The organism is Flavobacterium sp. TAB 87 (genome assembly GCF_001529295.1).
Taxonomy (GTDB): Bacteria; Bacteroidota; Bacteroidia; order Flavobacteriales; family Flavobacteriaceae; genus Flavobacterium.
The window spans coordinates 319,774-345,148 of sequence record NZ_LLWK01000037.1; the positions used below are offsets into that span (position 1 = coordinate 319,774).

22 protein-coding genes and 2 tRNA genes are annotated in these 25,375 nt (G+C 34.9%); 13 read left to right on the plus strand and 11 right to left on the minus strand.

From position 1 onward, the window contains the following. Positions 1 to 8: 8 nt before the first annotated feature. Entirely contained in the window at positions 9 to 2,564 is a 2,556-nt protein-coding gene (locus tag AP058_RS10640) for a TonB-dependent receptor (RefSeq protein WP_066310310.1), read from the plus strand. 61 nt (positions 2,565 to 2,625) lie between these two features. On the opposite strand, the gene AP058_RS10645 is transcribed toward AP058_RS10640, so the two are convergent. Beyond that, on the minus strand, positions 2,626 to 3,639 hold the full coding sequence (locus AP058_RS10645) for an HAD family hydrolase (RefSeq protein ID WP_066310315.1): 1,014 nt from the start codon (positions 3,637 to 3,639) through the stop codon (positions 2,626 to 2,628). Positions 3,640 to 3,958: 319 nt separating this feature from the next. Next, on the minus strand, positions 3,959 to 5,266 hold the full coding sequence (gene der, locus AP058_RS10650) for a ribosome biogenesis GTPase Der (protein WP_066310317.1): 1,308 nt from the start codon (positions 5,264 to 5,266) through the stop codon (positions 3,959 to 3,961). A 105-nt stretch (positions 5,267 to 5,371) separates the two neighbouring features. Between der and AP058_RS10655 the strand changes: the two genes are divergently transcribed. Beyond that, positions 5,372 to 5,869: a hypothetical protein gene (locus AP058_RS10655; protein ID WP_066311129.1), complete on the plus strand. Its 498-nt coding sequence runs from the start codon at positions 5,372 to 5,374 to the stop codon at positions 5,867 to 5,869. A 266-nt stretch (positions 5,870 to 6,135) separates the two neighbouring features. Here the strand turns inward: AP058_RS10655 and era are convergent, their stop codons facing one another. Beyond that, positions 6,136 to 7,017, minus strand: coding sequence for a GTPase Era (era, locus tag AP058_RS10660; protein ID WP_066310319.1), 882 nt, complete (start codon positions 7,015 to 7,017; stop codon positions 6,136 to 6,138). Positions 7,018 to 7,167: 150 nt separating this feature from the next. On the opposite strand from era, the gene AP058_RS10665 reads away from it, so the two are divergent. After that, positions 7,168 to 7,240, plus strand: a tRNA-Met gene (locus tag AP058_RS10665). Positions 7,241 to 7,491: 251 nt separating this feature from the next. Here the strand turns inward: AP058_RS10665 and AP058_RS10670 are convergent. Next, on the minus strand, positions 7,492 to 8,004 hold the full coding sequence (locus AP058_RS10670; RefSeq protein WP_066310321.1) for a PRC-barrel domain-containing protein: 513 nt from the start codon (positions 8,002 to 8,004) through the stop codon (positions 7,492 to 7,494). Positions 8,005 to 8,207: 203 nt separating this feature from the next. Further along, the gene (locus AP058_RS17005; protein ID WP_197413401.1) at positions 8,208 to 8,375 is read right to left on the minus strand and encodes a hypothetical protein; all 168 of its coding nucleotides are present in this window, start codon (positions 8,373 to 8,375) and stop codon (positions 8,208 to 8,210) included. Between the two features lie 395 nt (positions 8,376 to 8,770). Between AP058_RS17005 and AP058_RS10675 the strand changes: the two genes are divergently transcribed. From AP058_RS10675 to AP058_RS10705, 7 genes are all read left to right on the plus strand, one after another. Next, positions 8,771 to 9,469, plus strand: a complete 699-nt coding sequence (locus AP058_RS10675; RefSeq protein ID WP_066310323.1) for a pseudouridine synthase — start codon at positions 8,771 to 8,773, stop codon at positions 9,467 to 9,469. Positions 9,470 to 10,182: 713 nt separating this feature from the next. Further along, complete coding sequence (locus tag AP058_RS10680; protein ID WP_066310325.1) at positions 10,183 to 11,304, plus strand: porin; 1,122 nt, start codon at positions 10,183 to 10,185, stop codon at positions 11,302 to 11,304. A gap of 8 nt (positions 11,305 to 11,312) precedes the next feature. Next, entirely contained in the window at positions 11,313 to 12,800 is a 1,488-nt protein-coding gene (locus AP058_RS10685; protein ID WP_066310331.1) for an anion permease, read from the plus strand. A gap of 16 nt (positions 12,801 to 12,816) precedes the next feature. After that, entirely contained in the window at positions 12,817 to 13,497 is a 681-nt protein-coding gene (locus tag AP058_RS10690) for a succinate dehydrogenase cytochrome b subunit (protein WP_066310333.1), read from the plus strand. After that, positions 13,494 to 15,410 carry a fumarate reductase/succinate dehydrogenase flavoprotein subunit gene (locus AP058_RS10695; protein WP_066310335.1) on the plus strand — a complete coding sequence of 639 codons (1,917 nt, stop codon included), beginning with the start codon at positions 13,494 to 13,496 and terminating at the stop codon, positions 15,408 to 15,410. The genes AP058_RS10690 and AP058_RS10695 overlap by 4 nt, the downstream gene beginning before the upstream one ends. An 11-nt stretch (positions 15,411 to 15,421) precedes the next feature. After that, positions 15,422 to 16,168 (plus strand): succinate dehydrogenase/fumarate reductase iron-sulfur subunit, encoded by a 747-nt coding sequence (locus AP058_RS10700; RefSeq protein WP_066310337.1) that lies wholly within the window; start codon positions 15,422 to 15,424, stop codon positions 16,166 to 16,168. Positions 16,169 to 16,558: 390 nt separating this feature from the next. Further along, positions 16,559 to 16,633 (plus strand) — tRNA-Glu (locus tag AP058_RS10705). Between the two features lie 123 nt (positions 16,634 to 16,756). Here the strand turns inward: AP058_RS10705 and AP058_RS10710 are convergent. The 5 genes from AP058_RS10710 to AP058_RS10730 all read right to left on the minus strand — a co-directional run bounded on the left by AP058_RS10710 (position 16,757) and on the right by AP058_RS10730 (position 21,427). Further along, positions 16,757 to 17,173 (minus strand): EamA family transporter, encoded by a 417-nt coding sequence (locus tag AP058_RS10710; RefSeq protein ID WP_066310340.1) that lies wholly within the window; start codon positions 17,171 to 17,173, stop codon positions 16,757 to 16,759. Between the two features lie 404 nt (positions 17,174 to 17,577). Continuing rightward, positions 17,578 to 18,168, minus strand: coding sequence for an outer membrane beta-barrel protein (locus tag AP058_RS10715; RefSeq protein ID WP_066310343.1), 591 nt, complete (start codon positions 18,166 to 18,168; stop codon positions 17,578 to 17,580). A gap of 316 nt (positions 18,169 to 18,484) precedes the next feature. Beyond that, positions 18,485 to 19,852: an NAD-dependent succinate-semialdehyde dehydrogenase gene (locus AP058_RS10720; RefSeq protein WP_066310346.1), complete on the minus strand. Its 1,368-nt coding sequence runs from the start codon at positions 19,850 to 19,852 to the stop codon at positions 18,485 to 18,487. 136 nt (positions 19,853 to 19,988) lie between these two features. Then, a complete protein-coding gene (locus AP058_RS10725) occupies positions 19,989 to 20,294 on the minus strand; it encodes a hypothetical protein (RefSeq protein ID WP_066310349.1) in 306 nt (101 codons plus the stop codon). Positions 20,295 to 20,569: 275 nt separating this feature from the next. Next, positions 20,570 to 21,427: a Two component regulator three Y domain protein gene (locus AP058_RS10730; protein ID WP_066310351.1), complete on the minus strand. Its 858-nt coding sequence runs from the start codon at positions 21,425 to 21,427 to the stop codon at positions 20,570 to 20,572. Between the two features lie 172 nt (positions 21,428 to 21,599). Here AP058_RS10730 and AP058_RS10735 point away from each other — a divergent pair, with 172 nt between their 5' ends. Next, complete coding sequence (locus AP058_RS10735) at positions 21,600 to 22,088, plus strand: DUF1761 domain-containing protein (protein WP_066310354.1); 489 nt, start codon at positions 21,600 to 21,602, stop codon at positions 22,086 to 22,088. A gap of 204 nt (positions 22,089 to 22,292) precedes the next feature. Then, positions 22,293 to 23,438, plus strand: coding sequence for a peptidogalycan biosysnthesis protein (locus AP058_RS10740; protein WP_066310357.1), 1,146 nt, complete (start codon positions 22,293 to 22,295; stop codon positions 23,436 to 23,438). Here AP058_RS10740 and AP058_RS10745 read toward each other — a convergent pair whose 3' ends face one another. Next, positions 23,439 to 24,308 (minus strand): diacylglycerol kinase family protein, encoded by an 870-nt coding sequence (locus tag AP058_RS10745; RefSeq protein ID WP_066310359.1) that lies wholly within the window; start codon positions 24,306 to 24,308, stop codon positions 23,439 to 23,441. A gap of 66 nt (positions 24,309 to 24,374) precedes the next feature. On the opposite strand from AP058_RS10745, the gene AP058_RS10750 reads away from it, so the two are divergent. After that, positions 24,375 to 25,343 carry an App1 family protein gene (locus AP058_RS10750; protein WP_066310361.1) on the plus strand — a complete coding sequence of 323 codons (969 nt, stop codon included), beginning with the start codon at positions 24,375 to 24,377 and terminating at the stop codon, positions 25,341 to 25,343. Positions 25,344 to 25,375: the final 32 nt, after the last annotated feature.

The following is a 25,375-nucleotide window of genomic DNA, read 5'->3' on the forward strand; positions in this document are numbered from 1 at the left end:
CCTATAAAATGAACTTTTCAATAAAAATAAAATTTGCAGCAGTATTAACTTTAATAAGCAGCAATGCTTTTTCACAGAAAATAGAAGGTTTTGTAACCAACTCAAAAATAATTCCACTCTCTGGAGCACAAGTCTCTTTGACCGGAACTTCATTTACTACGCTAACGACCGAGAACGGTTATTTTAGCTTTGCAACGGAACTATTAGAAAAAAATAACGGCACATTACTCATAGAAAAAAAGGGTTATCAAGCCCAGGAAACGGCACTTGACGATGCATCAACAGAAGTTTTAGCCATAGTATTACACGAAGAGCAACAACTCATAGAAGTAGTTATCTCTTCAAGAAGAAGAATAGAGAAAATTCAGAATGTTCCTATTCCGATCACATTGATCAGCGGAAAACAAGCAGAAGAAGCGGAGGCTTTTAATGTTAACCGCCTAAAAGAATTGGTTCCTTCAGTTCAACTGTACTCCTCTAATCCTAGAAATACCTCTATAAACATTCGCGGACTTGGTTCTACCTTTGGTTTAACGAATGATGGAATCGACCCTGGAGTAGGTTTTTATGTCGACGGTGTTTATTTTGCTCGGGCGGCAGCCACTACACTAGATTTTTTAGATGTCGACAGAATTGAAGTTTTACGAGGCCCGCAAGGGACCTTGTTTGGGAAAAACACTACCGCTGGTACTTTTAATGTGGTTACACGTAAACCGAGTTTTAAGTCAAGAGCTAATTTTGAAGTGAGTTACGGCAACTATGGTTTTCTTCAAGCCAAATCATCGGTTACTGGAGCATTAACCAAAACCATAGCTGGAAGATTGTCTTTTTCGGGAACTCAACGCGATGGGCTAATTGAAAATGTAAAAACAGGCAAAGCTGTGAATGATTTGAATAATCTTGGAGTTAGAGGTCAAATTCTTTTTACTCCAAAAGAAAATCTCGAAATAATTCTTTCTGCCGATTATACACGTCAACGACCAGATGGTTATGCTCAAATTGTAGCTGGAGTCGCTCCTACGCAACGACCCGCTTACCGACAATTCAATGAAATTATTACTGACTTAAATTATACGCTTCCAAGTAAAAATGCCTTCGATCGAAAAATTGATCATGACACACCGTGGAGATCTGGACAGGATTTAGGTGGAATAGCATTAAATATTGAGAATAAAGTAGGAAATGCAACCCTAACTGCTACTACTGCTTGGCGTTTCTGGAATTGGGATCCTTCGAATGATAGAGATTTTACAGGACTTCCAGTGTTGCAACTTTCCCAAGCCACTTCGAAACACCAACAATGGACGCAAGAACTACGCTACGCTGGAGAAATCAATGCCAAACTAAGCGGAATCTTAGGGTTGTTTTTTATCGGGCAAGATCTAAAAACGGACCCGTATCATATTGAAGAATCCGGTGCAGCACAATGGCGCTTTTCACAAAATTCAACTAGTCTGTTATGGCAAACTCCGGGACTTTTAGACGGATACGGAATAAAAACTAAGTCAACTTTAAACACCTTTAGTAGCGCAATATTTGGACAACTAGATTGGGAAATCACGTCCAAGCTGCATATATTGCCTGGACTGAGATACAATTATGATGCGAAAAAAGTAGATTACAGTCGTGCGACTTATGGAGGGCTCCAAACTAATGACCCTGCTCTTATTGCACTCAAAAAGTCGGTCTACAATGATCAAGCTTTTACTACCGACGTAGAGGATACCAATTTTTCAGGTAATCTGACACTCTCATATCAGTTTTCAGAAAACATACATACTTTTGCCACTTTTGCTAAAAGTTACAAACCAGTGGGAATAAATTTAGGTGGATTACCGACCAAGAACGGATTGCCAATTCTCGAACTGGCAACTATAAAACCAGAAGAAGTAACTCATTACGAAATTGGAATAAAATCTTCTCCATTTGAAAATGCTATTATTAATTTGACAGCCTTTAACACTGAAATTACGAACTATCAAACTCAAATACAATCGGCCGAATTAGGAGTGAATCGCGGTTATCTTGCCAACGCAGAAAAAGTTAGGGTACGAGGAGTAGAACTAGAAACAAATATTGCTGCGAATAAAAGTTTAAAATTTAACGGAGCGGTGTCGTACACCGATGGAGTATATCAAAGTTTCAAAAATGCACCACTGTCTATAGAAGAAACTGGAGCTTCTCAACCTTTCAAAGACATATCAGGAAGTTCATTACCTGGAATATCTAAATGGTCTGCCACATTGGGCGGCGATTTATCCAAAGAAGGAACGTTATTTGCCAACCAAGGAAAATTATTCTTAGCGCTAGATTCGTACTATCGTTCTACATTTTCATCTAGTGCCACACCATCAAAATATTTGGTTGTAGACGGTTACGCGATCATCAACGGCCGAATCGGCTTTCGTACCGCGGAAGGACTGTCGTTTTTTATCTGGGGAAGAAATCTTTTAAATAAAAACTACTACGAACAACTATTGCCTGCAGCTGGAAACTCAGGACAGTACGCAGCGGTGCTGGGCGATCAGCGCACGTACGGACTAACAGTCAAATACTCACTATAAGACAAAAAAAAGAGATAAACCTCAACATGGTTTATCTCTTTTAACTTTTACTAATTAAGAATTATTTCTCGAAAGCAAATACTTTGGACCAGTCTTTCTGCTTATTAATGACCATCCATTTTTTTTCTTTCGCCTCTTTTAGAACATTTGCTGAATTTTTAGAATCCATTGTACTATGGTATTTAAATTCTCTAATGCTATCCGTGTGATGTATTAACAATATCATACTTTTATACGTACTACTATTTGCATACTGTATCATTTTGTTATCCGCATCAATACTACCGCCATAAAATACCGGAACTTTACCAATAAATCGTTGTATTGCTTCAACTTTTCCTAAGGAATCACCAACAAACAATCCATTCAATTCTTTGCTAGCTACTTTATCGTCGTCTCTGCTTGCAATAATCTGATAGGGCGGTATCCCAAATACTTCTTCCGAAAAAGCTCGAATAAAACGGGTTCCACTATTGCTCACTAAAAATGTTTTAAAATCATTTTTATGCAAGAACTTTAATAATTCGATCATCGGTGCATATACATTTTGCTTGTACGGTTTAGCAAACTTTTTATCTGTTGAATTACTCATCCATTTATTCACAGCAGCAGTATATTCTGTATCTGTTTGATCGATTTGAATAGCGTCTAAAATTGACTTTACACCAGAGTTACCTGATTTTCGTAGTGGCTCGAGATTGTCATTTAGTATACCATTTAGCACAGGATCATTTTTCCATTCCGGATGTTTAGCAGACATTTGTTTTAATTGCGAAAAGATAAATTTTGCTTGAAGAGGAATGGGTTTTTCAGACCACAGAGTACCATCGGTCTCAAATACCGCAATACGATCACTAACAGGAATAAAGTTTTTCGAAGTCGAATCGCTTATCATTTTCACATAATCTTCGATTTGTTTTCGTGGTAAATCTTGCCAAGAACCAAGGCCTGATTTGGTCGCTACAGTCGATTTTATCATTAAAGATCTATCCGCTTTATCGGGAGCATTATCATTTTCTTTGCAAGAGAAAAAAAGAATAAAAACGCTAAAAAGACAGACTAATTTGTATTTCATATTTTTGAGTTTTACCACTAAAGAAGAGAAGGAATCTAAATTTACAATTTAATTTCTAAAAAATAATTCGAAACGATGTCTATAATCTTAGTTGCAAACACGCCTGCTTTTTATTTATTCCAATTTTAGATCTCATAAATATAATAAAAAGCATTAAAAATAAAAAATAAATAAAACACAACACCTTGACAGCAAACAATTAGCAATCATTATTTTTCGCTCCAATCTGTTTTTTTAAAATAAAAAAGCTCCAAGAATTAACTTGAAGCTTTAGTATTTAAGTAGTATAAAAAAATCCCGATTGCTCGGGATTTTACTTTTATTTCTCTCTTATGTAAATATCTATCGGCACTCCTGAAAAGTCCCAATTGTCTCTAATTTTATTTTCTAGATAACGTTTGTATGGCTCTTTTACATATTGTGGTAAGTTAGCAAAAAACACAAATTGTGGTGTTTGAGTTGGCAACTGCATACAATATTTAATCTTCACATATTTACCCTTAGTAGCGGGTGGCGGATATGCTTCAATAACCTTTAACATGTATTCGTTGAATTTTGAAGTCGCGATACGTTGTTTTCTGTTTTCAAAAACCTGAACAGTCGCTTCTAATGCCTTCAACAAACGTTGTTTTGTTAAAGCCGACACAAAAAGAATAGGCACATCTGTAAATGGCATTAATTCCTCTCTAATTTTCTCTTCGTAATCACGGGTACTCATGGTTTCTTTTTCAACCAAATCCCATTTGTTCACTAATATTACAACCCCCTTACGGTTTTTTTCGGCCAACCAAAAAATACTCTGATCTTGCCCTTCAAAACCACGAGTAGCATCAATAATCAAAATACAAATATCTGCATGCTCAATAGCACGTACGGAACGCATCACCGAGTAAAACTCTAAATCTTCTTTAACTTTAGCTTTACGACGAATTCCAGCCGTATCAACCAAGTTAAATTCAAAACCAAAACGGTTAAACTTTGTATCAATCGCATCACGCGTTGTTCCTGCAATGTCGGTAACTATATAACGGTCTTGACCAATAAGTGCATTTATAAAACTAGATTTTCCTGCATTTGGACGACCAACAACAGCAAAACGAGGCAGGTCAGAAGCTTCTTCAACAACTGGCTTTTCTGGAAAAGCTTTAATCAAAGCATCCAATAAATCTCCAGTTCCACTTCCAGAAATACTTGCAAATGTATAATACTCACCTAAACCAAGGTTATAAAATTCAATCGCATCTTTTTCGCGCATGGCGTTATCTACTTTGTTTACTGCCAATAAAACCGGTTTTGTTACTTTACGCAACAATTTTGCAACGGCATCATCCATCGGAGTAATTCCTTCTTCAACATCAACCACAAAAATAATTACATCAGCCTCATCAATAGCCAATTCTACTTGCTTGCGAATTTCTCCTTCAAAAACATCATCCGAACCACGGATGTATCCACCGGTATCAATAACCGAAAATTCTTTTCCATTCCACTCGCTTTTACCGTAGTTTCTATCTCTGGTAACTCCAGAAACTGAATCTACAATAGCTTCTCTTCTTTGTATCAGCCTATTAAAAAGGGTTGATTTCCCCACATTAGGTCTTCCTACTATCGCAACAATGTTATTCATAATTTTTCTTCAAATATTTCGCAAAGGTAGTGTTAAAAACGCTGAATTTCTATTTTTTTGATATATTCGCAAGTCAAAGCCAATTTAAACCAAATCAAACCGCTTATGGAAGTCGATAACCAAGTGCGCCTTTTACTCCGATTTTACCAAGACGTTCCTGAAAACACAGCAACTATTTTACAGAAATTCGAGAATTTAAAACAAGAAAAAAATCCAAATTACAACATCAAAACAAGCGGAACGCATATTTGGCTTTTCATTCAAGGCGAACAAAAGAAATTTTACTCGCCTCACTTACACCTAGAATTAGAAGAAAAAGATAAAAACGAAACGCACATTCGAGGTCTCTTTGGCCCCGATCCCACTTTGTGGACATTCTTTATGTTCCTACACTTTATAATCGCGGGCGTATTTTTAATATTTTGCGGAATTTTATACGCTGATTATGTATTGCATCAAGCACTAACCACGGATTACATCGTGCTAGTTCTTATGGTAATCTCCTGGTTTTTGCTCTACTTTATTGCTCGCCAAATTAGGCACAACGGAAACGATCAAATGCACGAGCTCGAAAAACTATTTCAAAAAACAATCGATTCTTAATTAGAAGCTATTCCAGCACTTCAATGCAACTCCTCGCTCAAAAAGCAATTGTTGCAATATGCTTGCAGGAGCTTCCGCTGGTCGCTCTGCAATCACAGCAACAACAGGCTTTTTTTACTGCGGGGTTTTCATTGCGATCTGGGCTAAAAAAAATCAGTGCTAGAATTGAATTCTAACACTGATTCTAAATATTTTTTGAACTGAAACTAATTTACAAAAACTATTTTCTGTTAACCGTTCACTACTCACTTTTCACTACGCACTGTCTACTGATTGTATCCGAATCGTTTCAACATATTGGCATTACTTCTCCAATTTTTATTCACTTTCACATACAATTCAATGTGAATTTGTTTTCCAAAGAATTTCTCTAAATCAGCACGAGCTTCCATTCCTACCTTTTTCAAAGCCGCTCCTTTGTGTCCAATTATAATTCCTTTTTGTGTATCGCGTTCTACCATAATAAGTGAACGGATTCTGATAATATTTTCATCTTCAAAAAATTCTTCTGTCACGATCTCAACCGCATACGGAATCTCTTTACTGTAATTCAACAAGATTTTCTCTCGAATCGTTTCATTTACAAAAAAACGTTCCGGCTTGTCCGTCAATTGATCTTTTGGATAATACGCAGGAGATTCTGGCAACAATTCTATAATACGTCCAAAAACTTCGGGCACATTAAAATTCTGCAAAGCCGATATTGGGAAAATTTCTGCATTGGGTACTTTTTCGGTCCAAAATGCTACTTGCTCTTCCAATTGTACTTGATTTGAATTGTCAATTTTATTCAACAATAATAGAACCGGAATTTTAGCGTGAATGATTTTATTAAAAAAAGCGTCGTCTTTTAATTCTTGTTCTCCAATCTCGACCATATAAATTAATATGTCTGCATCTTCAAAAGCTGATTTCACAAAGTTCATCATTGATTGCTGCATTTCATATGCTGGCTTGATGATTCCTGGCGTATCCGATAAAATTAACTGAAAATCTTCTCCGTTTACAATTCCTAAAATTCTGTGACGCGTGGTTTGTGCTTTCGACGTAATTATGGACAATCGTTCTCCAACGAAAGCATTCATTAAGGTCGATTTTCCAACGTTTGGATTTCCGATAATATTTACAAAACCTGCTTTATGTGACATCTGAATATAATTTATTTTTAGTTGGTACCTTTTGACCAAAATTTCTTGTTTGCAAAGGTAGTTATATCAAGTGAATACAAGAAATAAAACATTTTTTTTAAGTTTATGTTGTTTTTATATAAATTCGACGTATCTTTGCACCCGAAACATCGCGGGATAGAGCAGTAGGCAGCTCGTCGGGCTCATAACCCGAAGGTCACTGGTTCGAGTCCAGTTCCCGCTACTAGAAAAGCTTCAGAGAAATCTGAGGCTTTTTTTATTTATATCTAATTAAAAAAAAATCTCTTAAATCAATCTATTTTCATTTATGATATCAAGATGTAGCGTATAATTTCGAAGGAATTCAGACAACCCTACAAATATCTAGAACAATAGAGAAAGCTAGTTTGGTTCTAAAACCAAAAAAAGATCAGCCATTTTAAATGTTGATCTTTTTTTTATTGTATTGTTTACTGCTAAATACTAAAAGCAGTATTAACGACCATCAAATTCTCTTCGGTTGTAAAAACTATCTTCATCGGCATCAGAAACATCGCTAGATTTATCATTCGGATAATAGGAATCAAATACCTTCTTTTCGTAATTCCTGTCAAAATTTTGTTCCTGATTGTATCTTGATGTTTTTCTAAATGTATCATAACCGATACTGTTAGCCATGACAATTTTTGTGTCTTTATTTATGCTTACAGATCCTATTGGTATGATGATATGGCTGTTTCCATCCTTATACATAAATTCATTAACATTATTGTTTGATATCGCGTCATGAACCTCATTTTTACTGTCTTCTATTAACTCTTTATCTACATTAACATCCAAATAAACCACGCGTTGCATGTCTTTATTTACCCATAGATTGTCGACTTTACCAATAGTGCGATTGTCTGCATCAACTATTTTCCATCCTCTTACATCCGAATAGTCTGAAGCTACTTTATAATCAGAAAGTTCATCCAATCGGTATAAATTTTTATCCTTATTTTTCATACGTTTTTTATTTTATTATTACCAATTTCTCTTTTTCTCTAAATATTTTTGCAGAAATTAAATATGCTGTCTTTACTAATTTTGCAACTGCTAAATAAATATTTTCGAATCCTACTACTAAGCATATTTGTAGTATCGGAAGTATTTATTAATTGTATATTCCTATAATAGATAAAAAGTATTTCTTCGGGAATCTTTGTTACTTAATTTGCCGTCGTATCTATGCTTGTACTGTTTTCGATTTCTGTTGTATTCTGTACTTGCACACTGTTATCTCTCAAAAAGATGAAATATACAAGAGCTGCTACCAACAAGACCGCTATAATCCATGGCCATATCGGCTTCTTTTTCTCAATTTTAATTTCTGCCATAACTAATTTTTTATGATTATAAATAGTAAACCTATATTAACGATAAAGATACAAGTGGTACTTCAGTATGAAGTAATTAATTTTAAGTATTAAGTTACATAATTCACAGTCAGCTAAAAATTATCCATTGAACATATTTTCTAAAAATTGACGTTTATAATTAAAAATTGTAATGAATTTTACTGCACATTGACAGCGAGATTGGGTTTGTTACCAAAAACTTAAATCAGTCATTACAAAGGCTAATGCAAGGTTTCAGATACATATGTAACTTCTTCATAACTATTTATTTTAAAAAAGCAAAAATTAGCACAGCGTTTCATAACATCTTTTCTAGATAGAAATAAATCACTCATAAAAGTATTTTCAAGCGAAATCTCTTTTACTTTTGCCAAATGTTAGAAATTCTGTATCAAGACGAATATATTATAGCAATTAATAAACCTAGTGGATTATTGGTTCACAAATCATTTTATGCGCGCGATGCAAAAGTGTATGCCATTCAAGAATTGCGAAATCAAATTGGTGGCCAACACGTTTATCCTATTCATCGCTTAGATCGAAAAACATCTGGCGTCTTATTATTTGCGTTGGATAAAGAGGTCTTGAAAATTATGAATGATCGTTTTGCCACACGTGAAGTCGAAAAAAAATATTTAGCCATTTTACGTGGTTGGTCACCCGAAGAACTCACGATTGATTATGACTTAACCAATGATGATGACATTACACAAAATGCTATAACCTATTTTCATCGTTTGCAAATTGCCGAAGTTGCTTTAGAATTTAACAATAAACCTACCTCCCGATATTGTTTGGTAGAAGCGATTCCTGAAACTGGACGTATGCATCAATTACGAAAACATTTCAAACATATTTTTCATCCTATTTTAGGGAGTCGTCCACATGGTTGTAACAAACAAAATAAATTATGGTTGGAGAATTTTGAACTGAAAGGAATGATGCTTCATGCGCATCAGTTAATTTTCAATCATCCGATAAATAATGAACAATTAATTTTGAATGCAAAAATTAATGAAGAGTTTAGTAAAGTCGGTACTATACTTAATCTAGATTTGAGCAGTTACAAATAGAATAGTAATGCAGTACTACATACATCGATATACTATTATCGTAGTCAATATCTGGTTGCCTATTTAAATGCTTACATCTAGTACCGAAGCTTTAGAGCAATCTCAGACTTTTTTTTAGCTTTCCACCTCCTCCTTCCAATCATTGTTATCTAAGATCAAAATTGTTTCATTGCACGAGACGAGTTACGACTTTACTGAAGATCTTCAATTCACAACGCTTCTTCTTCCCTTCTCTTTTTGCCATTCTTTCTAGATTTTATCGTTTATCTACGAATAGACTCTTATCCGAATTTTAATTTTTAAAATAGATAACAACCAATGCAGTTCTATCTTTTTTAGTTACCCATCTATTTAAAATTGTGGTTTTACAGATTGAATTTATTTTTCAGTACACAGTTTTATTAACAATAAATCTCTTTATAATTAACCTAAAAATAGCAAAAAAAGATCTGCTAAAAACAGTCATAGACAATCATTTGATTTGTAAAAAAACATAGGATTTTATGATACATGTCACTTATTCCTACAATTTAATTCCATTATTTTGATATTGAAAAGAGTAGCCTCCATAATTAGAACAGAATACTCCTGTTAGTTAGCCAAATCAATTTTTCTGTAAAGACTATAACTCTTTATAATGTGCTCCTCATTATTCTACACAGCCGCTTCGTAGGCAACTTTATTCAAAACTTACATTACAACGCTTTCCTTATATGAAAAAAACAATACTTTTTTTATTGTTACTCTCCTTCGTCTGCAAGGCACAGAGTCCAGAAACAAAAAAAGATGATGCTGCTGCAAAACTAAAAATTACCATAAAAGGTTTATTTCAAGCCAGATATTCCTTTAACAACGATAAGGATATCGACCTAACTGGATTGCACCACACCGATAGCCTTGCGGTTTATAATGGTTTTGACATTAAGCGGGCAAGATTACTGTTTGCCTCTAAAATATCCGATCGAACCGAAGTAGTTTTACTAGTTAATCTTGCTGATTTTAAAAATGATCCTAAAAATAAAGTCTTAGAAAATGCTTACTTAACCTATAAGCTTAGCAATTATATTAATTTTAAAATCGGTCAATTTCGTCCCGCTTTCGGTCTCGAAAATATGTATTCTGTAGATGTTATTAAGTCCATGGATTACTCTAACCAATACAGTGCTTTTGGGAGTAACGGATGGCAAAGTTTTCAAATTGGCGCAAGTGTTTATGGGACCATAAAAGGCGAACATACTATAAATTATGCCCTTAGTGTCGTTAACGGTAACAATCGCAATCAAGTTATGGATGCCGACAATGGAAAACAGTTTTCATCACGCATGGATTTACTTCTAAATAAAAAATACAATTTAAAAGCTGGTCTAAATGGCGCGATAGGATCGGTATATAAAAGTGATGTCTATGCAGCTGGCATTGATCTATCTGGCGTATTGCCTTTTTCTGAAAAATGGTCATTGCTATTTGAAGCGGAAGCAAAACAAGGAAATAATCATGTGCTGTTTTATAAAACACCCGTGGCAAATCGAATTCAGAACGTAAGTCAATACCAAATGCAAGGAATGTACTTCTTGCCAGATCTTCGATATGATGTAAACTACCACCGTCTTACATCCTTAGAATTTTCATGCCGATATGAATATTTTGATCCAAACTTTAAAAACAATTCAAATCCAAGACAAACTTTTACCCCGATGATAAGTGCCGAATTTTTAAAAAGCTATAATGCCCGAATACAACTTGGAGTAATTATAGACCGCTATAAAAAAAATAGTATTGAAACTACGCAGTACAGCAACGAGCAATTTATAATTCAAATTCAATCAAGGCTATAAACAATTACATGAAAACTACACCAAACACTACCGAAGTTCCAAAGGTTCCTCCTGTTTCAACTCAAAAAAAAGAAATCCAACTTATTCCGCTATTGATTACGGTATCCGTAGGTCTTACGATTTGGTTTATACCACCTCCCGAAGGCGTTACTCCCGAAGCATGGCATTTATTAGCTATTTTTCTAGCAACAATTTTAGGAATAATTGTGAAAGCCGCCAGCATGGGAACACTCTGTATGATCGCCATAGCACTAGTCGCTGTTACCGGAGTATTAGCGCCAGGCGACCCTGCTAAATCAATAACCCTTGCCCTGCGCAGTTTTGGAGATAAAGTAATTTGGCTAATTGGTATCAGTTTTTTTATTGCCCGTGGTTTTATAAAAACAGGTCTTGGAAGTAGAATTGCCTATGTATTTATCAAATTGTTTGGTAAAAGTTCTTTAGGATTAGCTTACAGTCTTGGAGCAGCTGACCTTTTATTAGCGCCTGCAATACCAAGTAATACGGCTCGTGGTGGTGGTATTATTTACCCTATTATGAAATCAATGTCAATGAGTTTAGGGTCAAATCCCAATGAACCAGCAACGCATCGAAAAGTAGGTGCATACCTTACGCTCAACAGTTATTACATGAATCTTATTGCCTCTGCTATGTTTCTTACAGGTACCGCGAGTAACCCGATGTGCCAGAAATTTGCTGCTGATATGGGAATTAAAATTACTTGGATGTCTTGGTTTTGGGCCGCTATCGTTCCTGGTATGGCTTCCCTTATTATTATTCCGTTTTTACTTTATAAAATATTTCCACCTGAACTTAAAAAAACTACTGAAGCTCCAGCTATGGCCAAGTTAAAATTAGCCGAAATGGGCCCCGTTTCTAAAAACGAATGGTTGATGGTATTGGCTTTTATTATCTTACTTGTGCTTTGGGTTACTGGTGATCTTTTTCATATTGACGCCACTACAACTGCTTTTATTGGTTTATCCATTCTGCTCATCACACAAGTGCTTACTTGGGAAGACATTAAATCTGAAAAAGGAGCTTGGGACACCATTGTGTGGTTTGCTACCTTGGTTATGATGGCTGGATCGCTTAATGAACTTGGTTTTATACCTTGGTTTGGTAAAGAGATTCAGTCGATGATTTTGGGTTTATCCTGGACAACTGCGTTTCCTATTATTGTATTCACTTATTTTTTGAGCCACTATTTATTTGCTAGTGCGACGGCACACGTTGCGGCGATGTACAGCGCTTTGCTAGCCGTGGGAATTGCGATGGGCATTCCGCCTATGTTATTGGCTTTAATGCTTGGCTTTACAGGTTCATTATACGGTACATTAACCCATTACGCCCACGGACCTGCTCCCGTATTTTTTGGTAGCGGTTATGTTGAAATTAAACAGTGGTGGGGTTATGGACTAATTATAGGTATTGTACTGATGGCTTTATGGATGGGACTTGGCGGCTTATGGTGGAAAGTAACTGGAATTTACTAATCAATAAAAAAATAATATGAAATCAATACCTTTTCTGCAGAGCACTTTATCCCGAAAGAACCTGATGGCGCTTACCGGATTGTTTCTTTGTTTCTTTTTAATAATTCACTTACTAGGCAACTTGCAATTGCTATTGCCAGCCGAAAAAGCCGAAGCTAGTTTCAATAGTTATTCAGTACTACTATCAGGTAATATCTTTATAAAGATTATTTCCTATGTGTTATATTTCTCCCTAATTGCACACGCCATAGATGCTTTAATTATCACTATCAAAAATAAAAAAGCAACGGTAAAATACGCGTATGATGATCGCAAGAAAGCGAGCAAATGGTATTCTCGCAATATGGGAATTCTAGGCACACTTCTGTTGTTGTTTTTGATTATTCATTTTAAAGATTTCTGGTATGTCTATAAATTCGGTGATGTTCCCTTAGATGCGGATGGGCATAAAAACTTATACCTCATTGTAATCAATTCTTTTAGTTCGTGGTGGTATGTACTGTTGTATGTACTGTCTATGTTTGCCTTAGGGTATCATCTTTTGCATGGTTTTAAAAGTGCAGTGAGAACTTTAGGCTTGTACCATCCAAGATATTCGAGCTACGTTCAAACCTTTGGCATGTGGTACAGCTACAGTATAACCTTAGGTTTTTCTATCATTCCTATTTATGTTCACCTAACCCATTTTGGATTATGAAATTAGATGCAAAAATTCCCGAAGGTCCTTTAGAAGATAAATGGGCTCATTATAAAGACCATGCTAAATTGGTTAGTCCAGCTAACCGTAAAAAACTCAATATCATTGTTATAGGAACTGGTTTATCTGGTGCTTCGGCAGCAGCTTCTCTAGGAGAATTGGGCTACAATGTCCAATCCTTTTGCTTTCAAGATTCTGCTCGAAGAGCCCATTCTGTTGCTGCACAAGGTGGTGTGAATGCCGCGAAAAATTATGCCAATGATGGCGACTCCGTTTATCGTATGTTTTATGACACACTTAAAGGCGGTGATTTTCGTTCGCGAGAAGCCAATGTGTATCGTTTAGCAGAATGTTCGTTAAACTTAATTGATCAATCTGTAGCACAGGGTGTTCCTTTTGCGCGCGAATATGGAGGCTATTTAAGCAACCGCTCCTTTGGTGGTGTGCAGGTAAGCCGTACTTTTTATGCTCGTGGACAAACAGGGCAGCAACTTTTATTAGGAGCGTACCAATCACTCATGCGTCAAGAAAAACTAGAAAAAGTACAAGTACACACACGTCATGAAATGCTTGATTTAGTTGTTATTGACGACAAAGCTAAAGGTGTAATTGTTCGTAATTTAGATACCGGAGCCATAGAACGTTTTGCTGCAGATGCCGTAGTAATTGCGAGTGGTGGTTTTGGTAAAATTTATTATTTATCAACATTGGCAATGGGTTGTAATGGCTCTGCTATCTGGCGCGCACACAAAAAAGGAGCATACATGGCATGTCCGAGTTGGACACAAATTCACCCTACTTGTTTGCCCCAAGCGGGAGACTATCAATCAAAATTAACATTAATGTCAGAATCTTTGCGAAATGATGGTCGTATTTGGGTGCCAAAACTCGAAAATGAAACGCGCGAACCAAATAACATTCCAGAAGAAGAACGCGATTATTACTTAGAAAGAAGGTATCCTTCGTTTGGAAATCTTGCGCCTCGTGACATTGCATCGCGTGCTGCAAAAGAACGAATTGATGCAGGTTTTGGAATTGGTCCTTTAAAAAATGCCGTTTATCTCGATTTTTCTAAAGCAATTGAAAAACAAGGTATTGACAAGGTAAAAGAAAAGTACAGCAATCTTTTTTCAATGTATAAAAAAATCACGGATGATGATGCTTACTCTGCACCGATGAAAATATCGCCAGCAGCACATTTTTCAATGGGTGGACTTTGGGTTGACTATGAATTAATGACTACGATACCTGGATTATTTGCTATTGGTGAAGCTAATTTTGCCGATCATGGAGCCAATAGACTGGGAGCCAATTCTCTATTACAAGCCTGTGTTGATGGGTATTTTATACTTCCATACACGTTAGCAAATTACCTTTCGGGTGAACTAAAATCTGAAAAAATAACGAAAGAGCATCCTGAATTTGCTTTAGCAGAAGCTAATGTAAAAAAGCAATTGGAGCACTTTATAACTATAAAAGGCAGCAAAACGGCTGAACATTTCCACAAAGAACTCGGTAAATTATTATACGATAAATGTGGACTTTCACGATCAGCTACAGGTTTAACCGAGGCAATTGCGGGAATCAAAGTGCTTTCAGCAGCATTTTATCAAGACTTAATGATTCCGGGTGAAGCCGAAGATATGAATGCCGAACTAGAAAAAGCAGGTCGTGTTGCTGATTATTTAGAAATTGCCGATTTAATGTGTCATGATGCGCTTAGTCGCGAAGAATCCTGTGGTGCGCATTTTAGAGAAGAATACCAAACTCCAGACGGTGAAGCGTTGCGAAACGATGAAAAATTTTGCTATGTATCTGCTTGGGAATGGGCAGGAAAATATGAAGAACCAATATTGCATCCCGAGCCGCTTGTTTTTGAATTTGTCAAACCCGCTGTAAGAAGCTATAGCTAAAAAATACGACTATGAAAGTACACCTAAAAATATGGCGCCAGAAAAACGAAAAAAGTAAAGGCGCTTTAGTAGATTACGACCTTGATGGTATAGATTCTCATATGTCTTTCTTGGAAATGATGGATACACTGAACGAAAAACTGATTGTAAAGGGCGAAATTCCCGTGGCTTTTGACCACGACTGCCGTGAGGGAATTTGTGGCAGTTGCGGAATGATGGTTAACGGTCAAGCACACGGTCCAATTGCTGGTTTAACCGTTTGTCAATTGCACATGCGTGAGTTTAAGGATGGTGCTACTATTTACATCGAACCTTTTAGAGCTGCTGCTTTTCCGTTAAAGCGAGATTTAAGAATTGATCGTTCTGCTTTTGACAGAATTATACAAGCGAATGGTTTTATTTCCGCAAATACGGGTCATGCTTGCGAAGCAAATACGGTAACGATTGTGCATGAAGTGGCGGAGTCGGCTTTTGATTCTGCGGCTTGCATTGGTTGCGGCGCTTGTGTTGCTACTTGTAAAAATTCGAGTGCGGCACTGTTTACTTCGGCAAAAGTATCGCATTTATCAAAATTACCGCAGGGTGAAAAAGAAGCGACAAAACGAGTATTGGCTATGGTTATGCAAATGGATAGTGAAGGTTTTGGACATTGTACCAATACCGAAGCCTGCGAAGTAAAATGTCCACAAGAAATCTCAGTTTTAAATATTGCTCAAATGAATTTCGAATACAATAAGGCTTTGCTTTTAAAAGATTAATTAAAAACTACTAATACTATAACTTCAGCTAAAAAACAGGAGAAGCTTCAGAGAAATCTGGAGCTTTTTTAGATCAGAAACAGGAACGACTGATCACCTCAAACGAAAATGCATACTAACCCGTAACAAAAAGAACAGAATTAACTTTCAAAATACTTGATTCTAAAAATTGTATCAAAATTTATCATGCTGATTTAAAAACTCGATTAGACCTGTCATTTACATAACAAGCCATTCTTAATCAAATCAATAGATGCTTTATTCGCTAGCTCTTTTAAATATTCATTGCTTCTAATCATGATATCGTTTAAAAAAAATAAAAAAAGTTTTCTTTATTATTTTTGTCTGTCTTAAAATTAGTTGCATTTTTGCGCTCACATTAAAAAAGCTGGCCCGTTCGTCTATCGGTTAGGACGCATGGTTTTCATCCATGTAAGAGCGGTTCGATTCCGCTACGGGCTACCAAGAAAAAGCTTCAGAGTAATCTGGAGCTTTTTTTATGGACTGACATTAAATTTTAGAATTCTAATTTTTCATTCTTGCTATTATTCTTAACGTCACATAAATCTCTTGTTTTTCTACTATTTTTCAACTGTAAATTAGTAAGATAGTCCCAGAAATAATTAAAAGGACTCCTATTATACCTAGTGTACTTATTTGCTCATTCAAAAAAATTACTGACAAGATTATAGCAATGGCAACGCTTAATTTATCGATTGGCGCTACTTGCGAAACTTTGCCGATTTGCAACGCTTTAAAATAAAATATCCAAGAAAGCCCTGTCGCAATTCCCGAGAAAACAAGAAAGATTATATTTTGTTTGGTCAGCGTATTAATGTTCGCCGCACCACCTCGGAAGAAAGCAATTCCCCAAGCCAAGATTAAAATAACAACCGTTCGAATAGCCGTCGCAAGATCAGTATCAACTCCTTTAATACCAACCTTTGCAAAAATTGCTGTTAGTGCAGCAAAAAATGCAGAGAGTAATGCAAAAATCCACCACATGATTTAAAGATTAATTTCTAGTTGAATAAAGTTACTTAATATTTTGCTTCACATTAAATGTCAAGTGATTTAAATGATTGCTGAGCGAAGTAAGTTATTTTAAAAAAGTGATCATCCTGCTAAAAAACCAAATTAAACCTATTACCAAAGTTTTTAGCGCTTCAGAGATCTCCTGGAATTAAGAAAGGCTTAGAAATTGAAGTTTTCTTTTATACTGCAATGCTTTAGCATGATCAATTATAATATCGGTAGATTCTACAATCGATGAAGCATTTGAAGGTAATATCCGTTGAGTTGAGCACAAATTGTCAAGTATTAATTAGTAATAGCATAAAAAAAGCGCAAAGTCAAAAGACGTCTGCGCTATCGTATTATTAATAAGGAACAATTAAAAAAATCTGAAATTATTTACCCCATTTTCCTCCACCAACATAAAATCCTAGATGGATACCTAGGTAACTATTTGTAACCGTACCTACTTCTGCACCATACATATTTTGCAAAGTAGATTTCGGAACCAGATTATACTCAAGTCCCATTCGAAACTTTCCCCATTCAAATCCGCCTCTAATTAATCCGCCTAATTTACCAGTAGCATCTAGCGCAGCATCATCAGAATTAGCATCATCAAACTCAACGTTAGCAATTGAATAAAAGCCAAGTCCTCCTCCTAGATAGGGCACAAATGACTTACCTGAATTATTAAAATAGTAATCGTAAGTTCCTACATAAGATCCATTAGCTGAAACCTTTACAGTTGTATACTCTCCATCTGTATTTAAATCCCGAATCATTGCAGCTGCTCCAATTCGCAATCCAACATTCATATTATCATTTATATTGTACTTTGGTTCAAGAGAAACTAAAATTCCGCCTCCGCCATTAGAAGGCACCGTATATCCCAAATCTAAACCAACTCTAAATTTACCTTCTTTTTGAGCATGCCCATTTGCAAAACTAAATACAGCAATAGCTGCTAAAATAATTTTTTTCATAAATTTTAAATTTATTTTGAGCGGCAAACATACTATAATTTCGTTAATTTAAATAAAATAAATTAGTAAGAATTTAATTTATTTTTAACACTACTTTTTAAATTAAACAAACACAATCTATTTGAAATAAGGCAGTTGCCAACTTATTTAAATTTGGACTCAACACTTTTTAAAACGTTGTCTACTTCTATTTTAACACTACTTAATTTTTTTACAAACTCTTATTTTAAAAAGTGCAGAACGCATAAAAAAACACTTGCCCAAAATTTGTTGCAAGTGTTTTTATTACAATAATTATTACTTTTAAGAACAACTATCAGTCTACCCAAATGGTTTTGATGTTGACAAATTCTTTTATCCCGTAACCAGAAAGCTCACGACCAAAGCCACTATTTTTAACTCCCCCAAAAGGCAACCTAGGATCAGAAACTACTAGTTTGTTGACAAAACTGCTGCCAGATTCTAATTGCAATGCTATTTTTTCTCCTCTTTCTCTATCGCTAGTCAGTACTCCCGATCCCAATCCGAAGGTAGAATTATTAGCCAATTCAATAGCTTCTTTCTCATCTTTAGCTTTTATAACAGAAGCTACTGGTCCAAAAAGCTCTTGATCAAAAGCTTCCATCCCTGGCTTTAGATCCGCTAAAATAGTTGCAGGGTAATACGCTCCTTTCCCTTCAGGAACAGTTCCTCCTATAAGCAAACGTGCTCCTTCGGCTATTGATTTTGAAACTTGTTTGTGCAACTCATCTCGTAAATCGGCTCTTGCCAAAGGACCATAATAGGTATCTTCATCAGTTGGAATTCCCATTTTAGCAGCTTTCATTTTCTTAGCCAACATGTCTAAAAAGTCATCGTAAATTTCCGCTAAGACTACAAAACGTTTAGCGGCTATACACGTTTGGCCGTTATTCTGTAATCTCCCAAAGGTCGCTAATTCAGTCGCTTTATCTAAATCAACATCTTCTAAAACTACATAAGCATCGCTCCCTCCTAATTCTAAAACGGCTTTCTTTAAATTTTTCCCAGCAATGGAAGCAACTGAACGCCCTGCTGACTCGCTTCCTGTCAAGGTTACTGCCTTAATATTATCCTCTTCAATGATGCCTTCTATTTCATCTGAACTTACATTTAAATTTGTAAAGCTTCCAACAGGAAATCCAGCTTTTATAAACGCCTCTTCGATTGCAAAAGCAACACCTTGAACATTGGATGCGTGTTTTAAAACGCCTACATTTCCTGCCATTAAAGAAGGAGCGGCGAATCGAATTACTTGATAAAAAGGAAAATTCCAAGGCATTACTGCTAAAATTACTCCAATTGGTTGAAAAGTAACATAACTTTTATGTGCTTCAGTTTCTACCTTTTCCTCTGCCAATAATTTTGCTCCGTTATCAGCATAGTAGCGACAGATTACAGCGCATTTTTCTACTTCTTTACGCGCTTGACCAATGGTTTTTCCCATTTCTTGAGTAGCCAATTGTGCGTAAACTTCTTTATCACTATCAAAAACATCAGCTAATTTGTGTAGTAAGACAGCACGTTCCTCAAAGCTTGTTCTTTTCCAAGAGTTAAATGATTTGTTCGCTTCATCTATTTTTTGTTTAGCTTCGTTCAGCGTAATTCTTTTATATTCGCCTATCTTTTCTCCGCTCGCGGGATTTATACTTATTGCAGTTGACATAATTGTATCTTTTATAACCGATTATACTTTTGAAATCGTTATTTCAAAAAAGCTCTTCGACTAAAGTTACAAAAAATACTTTGTAGAATGAAAAAAAGCCATTCTCACGAATGGCTTTTTCTTTTAAAATTATTTTTTATAGTCGAAACAAAGCGTGCTTTTGATACTTGTACAGTATTAAATCGTAGGGTACCAATTTAGGAGCAATTACCTCAGTAGATTCATCAAATACAATTCCGTTGTGTTTTCTAAACAAATAAATTTCTTTTAAACAGTTGGATAAACTTTGATGAATTTCAGATGTCATGGTTGGAATTTTTTTATCCCCGACCAACAACTCAATTTGATAATTTGAGCTGGATTTAGATAAATTATTACCAATTATTTTTAATGTAAATGTAGTTGCCTTACCCATTTGACTTCCTTGATACTGTATAATCATAGTTAAAAATTTTAATGAAACATTCTATTTTCATTCCAAAAAACACAAAATTTTTTTGGTAAATATATCACACTAATTTACATAAAACAATATGAAATACCACATTACAGCGCTCAAAATTGATCTCTATAAATCATTTATAAAAAAAACCGCAAAATTGTAATTTGCGGTTTTGATAATTAACTAAATATATATAATCAGTTTTTTTATAAATGTTTATTACTGCATCGATTGCCTTCTCAACTCAATCAACACTAAACTCATAAAATAAGTGATTAATTTTTTGAAACGATAAAATCGTTTGGAATTGCATTTAAATCTAATAAAACAATCGATCCATTGTCGTCTAACATTGTTAAATTCAATAGGTCTTTTGCAATTAATCGTTTAGAAACATAACCACTAAATCTGTTGTAAGATAAATTCATTTCTTTTAGATGCATTAAATTTTCTAATTCTGACGGAATCCTTCCAGTCAGCACATTATCAAAAAGACTCAAATTCTCTAAATTTGCCAGATTCTTGATCGCACTCTTTAATGTTCCTGATAATTTATTGCTGCTTAATAACACTACTTTCAAAGTTGTAGTATCATAGAATGATAAAGGCAACTCTCCTACTATTTCGTTGTTAAACAAAGATAGCACTTCTAATTTTTGTAAAAGTCCTATGCTTTCTGGAAGTTTACCCGAAATACGGTTCATAAAAAGAGATAAATCTCTAAGATTGGATAAATTACAAATCGAATTTGGAATTGCACCAGATAGTTTATTGAAAGATAAATCTAAAACCTGTAAATCAGTCAAGCTTGCTATAACTTCTGGAATAATTCCTTGAATATTATTTTTGTGCAAATTAATAATTTGAAGGTAAACTAAATCGGCCATTTCATTTGGCAAGACTCCGCTCAAATTATTATCAGGCAGTTCAATAGCAACTACTTTTCGGTTTTCAATACGAACGCCATACCAAGTTGTCTCAGCTTTCGATAGATCCCATTTATTGATCCAGTTTGAGCCATCAGTGGCGTTATATAGCCTAAGTAAAGCTTCTTTTTCTTTGTCAGAAATACCATCTGCCATAGCAGAAAACGACGAAATTAATGTTAAGACGAGGGTAGCCAATTTTTTCATGACAAGTGGTATTTATTGACTCCTAATGTATTTATTTTATCGACTAACTGCAAGTTTTATCGATAAAATGTTCGAAAATTAATAGCGAGACTATATTTAACAAGAAAGCAATGCCATTAACAAATACTTATTTTTAGTACATTTGAAAAAACTAACTTAAAACTTAATTGCAATGGAAACCAATTTACTAGCCTTTCCTGTATCAGCATTATTTGTCGTACTTATAGGTTTCGTTTGGTACAATCCTAAAGTATTTGGTACAATCTGGATGCGTGAAAGCGGACTTACGAAAGAAGACCTTAAGACGGGAAACATGCTGAAAATATTTGCATTTACCTATATTTTTGCTTTAATGATTAGCATTACGCTACTTTCATTGACCGTTCATCAAACTGGAGCCCTTGCAATGGTTGGCTGTGTTACAGCGTTAGATAGTACACTGCCATCGTATGCTGCATTTATGGCCGATTATGGCGGTGCATTTAGAACTTTTAAACACGGCGCTTTGCACGGATTTGGTTCTGGTTTATTCTTTGCTTTTCCCGTAGTTGCAATAAATGGTTTGTTAGAACGAAAATCATGGAAATACATTTTTATTCATGCTGGTTTTTGGACTGTTACCTTAACCATAATGGGAGCTATTATTTGTGGTTGGGTCTAAATAAATTTTTAAGTCAAGCGCACTTATAATTTCACCAATAGCAAATTAGATCGATGAGCGATTTATTAGATTTTTATTTTTGACAATGCTACCTTAACAACTATAGAGCAGTCAAAGATTTATATTTGTAAAATAAATACTGTGTTTAACAGTGCTCCTTTTACAAAACCAGTTAGATTTGATTACTTTTGAAAAAAATTAAAATTGAGTCAAATTTTTACTTTTACTATCTATTCTGAAACAAAAAATCTACCCGCTACTTGGGATGAAATTGCGCATTCGAATATATTTTTATCTTCAAAATACCTAAGGGTTTTAGAAAGATCTGCTCCATTAAACATGACTTGTTTTTTTATTGGAATTTTTGAAGATGATGAGTTAGTAGGATGTGCCTTGTCTCAATTTTTAAATTCTGATTTATTAACTTCCTACGGAGATCGAGATAAATGCCTGAAATCCAGCATTCGCACCTTTGCTTTCAAAAAATTTGCCTCGCACGTTTTGTTTGTAGGCAACAACATGCTTACCGGTCAAAATGCTTTTGTTTATAAAGAACGAAGCAACAAAAAAGCCATTTTTAAAGTATTGCACGACTCGATTATTGCCATAAAAGCCATTATAAAATCCAAAGGAAAAACAGTCCATATTACCACCATTAAAGATTTTGAAAAAACTGAAGTAATTGATTTACAAAGTGAATTTAAATCTGCGTATGTTTTTTCAACACAACCCAATATGGTGTTTGACATCCGAGATGACTGGAAAAGTGAAAACGATTATATAGCTGCCTTAAGCAAAAAATACAGGGATCAATACAAGCGTGCGCGCAAAAAAGCAATTGGCATAGAAAAGCGGAAGCTAAATTTAGCTGAAATCATTGCTTTGGAAGACAACATTTACGCGTTGTATTTTCATGTTGCGAAAAACGCTCCTTTCAATACTTTTTTTCTCGCCAAAAATCATTTTAGCATTTTCAAAGAAATTCTACAAGATGACTTTCTTTTTTATGGTTATTTTTTGGACGAGAAATTGATAGGATTTAATACTTTAATAAAAAATGGAACCGCAATGGATACCTATTTTTTAGGTTATGAAGAAAAATTACAACGAGAAAAAATGCTGTATTTAAACATGCTGTATGACATGATCTCTTATTCGATCAAAAAAGGGTTTAAAGAAATAATTTTTGCTCGAACAGCTTTAGAGATTAAGAGCTCTGTCGGTGCGAAGCCTGTTCCTATGTTTGGATTGATCACACACAAGAATAATATTTTACAGTCAAAGATGCCGAAATTCTTTGGATACTTTGAACCAAAAACAGAATGGCAGGAGCGTAATCCTTTTCAATAATTACGGAATAGCAACTTTCATGTGTTCCTTTAAAATGCCAATGTCAAGCTCGGTTTGTTTCCCACAATATTCCCCGTCAATTTGAAAACTTACTGGAGAATTTGTTTTTATAACGGCTTTGTCTGTGGAAACAATGACGATATCTTCGGAATCAATTGGAATATTGCCGTTTAAAATTTTTCCTAAAACGAGCAAATCTAGATTTTTAAGAATAACCAATTCAAACTTTCCATCGTTCATTACTCCCATCGGATTGATCACAACTCCTGTTCCATATTTTTGAGAATTAGCAATTACAATCATTTTGGCTTTCACAATAATAGTTGTTTCATTGGCAATAATTGTAGCTTCAAAAGCATCTTCAGATTCTCTTAACGTGGTGTAGGCTTGGGCGGCATATCCCCAAAAACCACGTAAACTATTCTCTTCGTAATTTTTTATCAAATCGGCATTGAGTCCTAAGTCGCTCAAATGCAAACTGTATTTTTCGTTTATGGTAATCACGTCCATTTTCATGTACGGATTATGAAAGGCAATACACATATTCTCTTCAATCGTTTTTGGCAAATTAAGATCTGTGGCCAAACCATTTGCCGAGCCTGCAGGCAATATTCCTAACACAATGTCAATGTCCTCTAGTGCCTCAACAACCATTTTGATAGTTCCGTCACCACCTGCAACGATAACGCGCTCAAAGTTTTCTTTTAGACAAATTTCTCTGATGTGTGCAGTATCATTTGAGCCAGTTGTTTCATACACTAAAACTGTAACACCAATATTAATCGAATACATCTGAACTAAGTCGGTTAATCCTTTTTTATCCAAACCACCCGAAATTGGATTTACAACAAATAGGATATTATTCTTCAAAATTTTATCTTTACTATAATTACTACTTAAATTCGATTGCTTTTCGCAAATAAATATACAACTTTTATGGTTCCAATTTTAAAATTATACCGCGGTTATGCTAACGAAAATGAACTGATTGTTATGGGTCATATCCTACGACCAACAACTAGAAGTGATTATAATTTTGAGAAAAAAAGTTTAAAAAACGCCCGTTCTGTAATCAATTTATTTAAGATAAAAACGATTGGTAATTATGACGTTTATTTGCATTATGGAAATGAAATAATTCACACTAAAACACTGGAAGACGGTTACTTTAAGTTTTGCATTCCTTTAAAAACACCCAATGATTTTGGTTGGCAAAATTACCATGTAAGTCATAATTATCAGGATAAAATGTATACTTGCAAAGGGACTTACATTCGTCCGCATGATGGAAATCTAGGAATAATATCAGACATCGATGACACGTTTTTGGTTTCCCACACAAAGAAAATTCTAAAAAAAATATATATTTTACTATTTAAAAACGTCAACAAAAGAAAGATTTTTGAAGATGTTGTGCCGCATTACCAAGCTTTAAGTACCGCTGGTAGAAATAATAAGTCGGAGAAAAATGCCTTTTTCTACATTTCGAGCAGTGAATGGAATTTGTATTATTTTATTACCAAATTTACCAAAATTCACCAGCTTCCTAGAGCGGTTATATTACTCAAGAATATTAAAACAGGTTTGTTTGATTTTTTTAAAAGTGGTCGAGGCGACCACAATCATAAATTTGATAAAATAAAACACGTTTTAGAGTTTTATCCCAATTTAAAATATGTTTTACTTGGAGATGATTCACAAAAAGATCCCTATTTATATGAAAACATTTGTAAAATATTTCCAATAACGGTTAAAGCGGTTTACATTAGACAAACCGGTCGCAGACCTAAAGCACAAGTAACCGCTGTTTTAGATAATTTGTCTAGTTTGGCTGTCGAAGTTTGCTACTTTAAACACAGTAGTGAAGCTATCGCTCACTCAAAAAAAATCGGAATTATTCAATAAAAAAGAGTTTAAAAATCAAGTATTGATTCTGA

Bases quoted from the DNA above. Each gene is read 5' to 3' on its own strand.
- AP058_RS10730 (WP_066310351.1), bottom strand. From the start codon at position 21,427: ATGAAAAAATTGGCTACCCTCGTCTTAACATTAATTTCGTCGTTTTCT.
- AP058_RS10725 (WP_066310349.1), bottom strand. From the start codon at position 20,294: ATGATTATACAGTATCAAGGAAGTCAAATGGGTAAGGCAACTACATTT.
- AP058_RS10750 (WP_066310361.1), top strand. From the start codon at position 24,375: ATGGTTCCAATTTTAAAATTATACCGCGGTTATGCTAACGAAAATGAA.
- AP058_RS10670 (WP_066310321.1), bottom strand. From the start codon at position 8,004: ATGAAAAATAAGGATAAAAATTTATACCGATTGGATGAACTTTCTGAT.
- AP058_RS10700 (WP_066310337.1), top strand. From the start codon at position 15,422: ATGAAAGTACACCTAAAAATATGGCGCCAGAAAAACGAAAAAAGTAAA.
- AP058_RS10715 (WP_066310343.1), bottom strand. From the start codon at position 18,168: ATGAAAAAAATTATTTTAGCAGCTATTGCTGTATTTAGTTTTGCAAAT.
- AP058_RS10710 (WP_066310340.1), bottom strand. From the start codon at position 17,173: ATGTGGTGGATTTTTGCATTACTCTCTGCATTTTTTGCTGCACTAACA.
- AP058_RS10680 (WP_066310325.1), top strand. From the start codon at position 10,183: ATGAAAAAAACAATACTTTTTTTATTGTTACTCTCCTTCGTCTGCAAG.
- AP058_RS10675 (WP_066310323.1), top strand. From the start codon at position 8,771: ATGTTAGAAATTCTGTATCAAGACGAATATATTATAGCAATTAATAAA.
- AP058_RS10695 (WP_066310335.1), top strand. From the start codon at position 13,494: ATGAAATTAGATGCAAAAATTCCCGAAGGTCCTTTAGAAGATAAATGG.
- der (WP_066310317.1), bottom strand. From the start codon at position 5,266: ATGAATAACATTGTTGCGATAGTAGGAAGACCTAATGTGGGGAAATCA.
- AP058_RS10690 (WP_066310333.1), top strand. From the start codon at position 12,817: ATGAAATCAATACCTTTTCTGCAGAGCACTTTATCCCGAAAGAACCTG.
- AP058_RS10735 (WP_066310354.1), top strand. From the start codon at position 21,600: ATGGAAACCAATTTACTAGCCTTTCCTGTATCAGCATTATTTGTCGTA.
- AP058_RS10720 (WP_066310346.1), bottom strand. From the start codon at position 19,852: ATGTCAACTGCAATAAGTATAAATCCCGCGAGCGGAGAAAAGATAGGC.
- AP058_RS10685 (WP_066310331.1), top strand. From the start codon at position 11,313: ATGAAAACTACACCAAACACTACCGAAGTTCCAAAGGTTCCTCCTGTT.
- AP058_RS10645 (WP_066310315.1), bottom strand. From the start codon at position 3,639: ATGAAATACAAATTAGTCTGTCTTTTTAGCGTTTTTATTCTTTTTTTC.
- AP058_RS17005 (WP_197413401.1), bottom strand. From the start codon at position 8,375: ATGGCAGAAATTAAAATTGAGAAAAAGAAGCCGATATGGCCATGGATT.
- era (WP_066310319.1), bottom strand. From the start codon at position 7,017: ATGTCACATAAAGCAGGTTTTGTAAATATTATCGGAAATCCAAACGTT.
- AP058_RS10655 (WP_066311129.1), top strand. From the start codon at position 5,372: ATGGAAGTCGATAACCAAGTGCGCCTTTTACTCCGATTTTACCAAGAC.
- AP058_RS10640 (WP_066310310.1), top strand. From the start codon at position 9: ATGAACTTTTCAATAAAAATAAAATTTGCAGCAGTATTAACTTTAATA.